Origin of the sequence: Neisseria sp. P0017.S009 (assembly GCF_051957375.1) — a bacterium.
GTDB classification, from domain to species: Bacteria; Pseudomonadota; Gammaproteobacteria; order Burkholderiales; family Neisseriaceae; genus Neisseria; species Neisseria perflava.
Genome location: NZ_JBQCWL010000016.1, coordinates 1 through 729, shown reverse-complemented (window position 1 = coordinate 729; position 729 = coordinate 1). Strand labels below are relative to the sequence as shown.

The following is a 729-nucleotide window of genomic DNA, read 5'->3' as shown; positions in this document are numbered from 1 at the left end:
GCGGGCGAGGGTATGGATTAAGCGTCCCAATATATCGCGTTTGAACTCGGTAATCCGCAGCGGGGTTTGGCTGTCGAGGCCGTCTGAAAGCGGGGCGGCTTCTTTTTTGGGGACGGGCTGTCCGCCCAGCTGCACCATCAGTTTGGTGGCGAGGGAGGCGTCGTCGCCGTATTCGCGCTGCTCGACCAGCTCGTTGCCGGCGTTGTAGCGGTAGCCGGTCAGCTTATGGTCGAAACCGCTTTCGGCAATCAGGCGGTCGAGGACATCGTAGGCAAAGCGGTAGCGCGCACCGTTTTCATTGGTGAGACCGACCAAGCGGCGGGCTTTGTCGTAGTGGTAGCCGAAGGTATGGCCCAAGGCATTGGTGCGTCGGGTCGGCAAACCGTCTTGGCCGTATTCGTAGGCAGTAGTATGGCCTTCGCCGTCGGTATGGTTTTTCAGACGACCTGCGGCATCGTAGCCGAAGGTCTCTTTGCTGCCGTCTGGATAGAGGGCGAGGGTGAGGTTTTGATTGGCATCGTAGTGGTATTCGGTGTGCTGTCCCAGCGCATCGGTAATACGCGCCAACTGTCCTTCGGGGGTGTAAGAGAGTTTGGTTTCGTAACCCGAGCAGTCGGTAATCCGGTCGGGCTGGCAGTTTTCGTTATAGTGGTATGCGGTACTGCTGCCGTTCGGATCGGTTACCGACAGCAACAGACCGTTGCCGGCATATTCGAAACGGGTGATGTG

General features: G+C 58.4%; 1 pseudogene. It reads right to left on the bottom strand.

The annotated features are described in order from the left end of the window. A pseudogene (locus ACTHTG_RS11135) lies at nt 1-729 on the bottom strand (RHS repeat family protein); the annotation flags it as partial.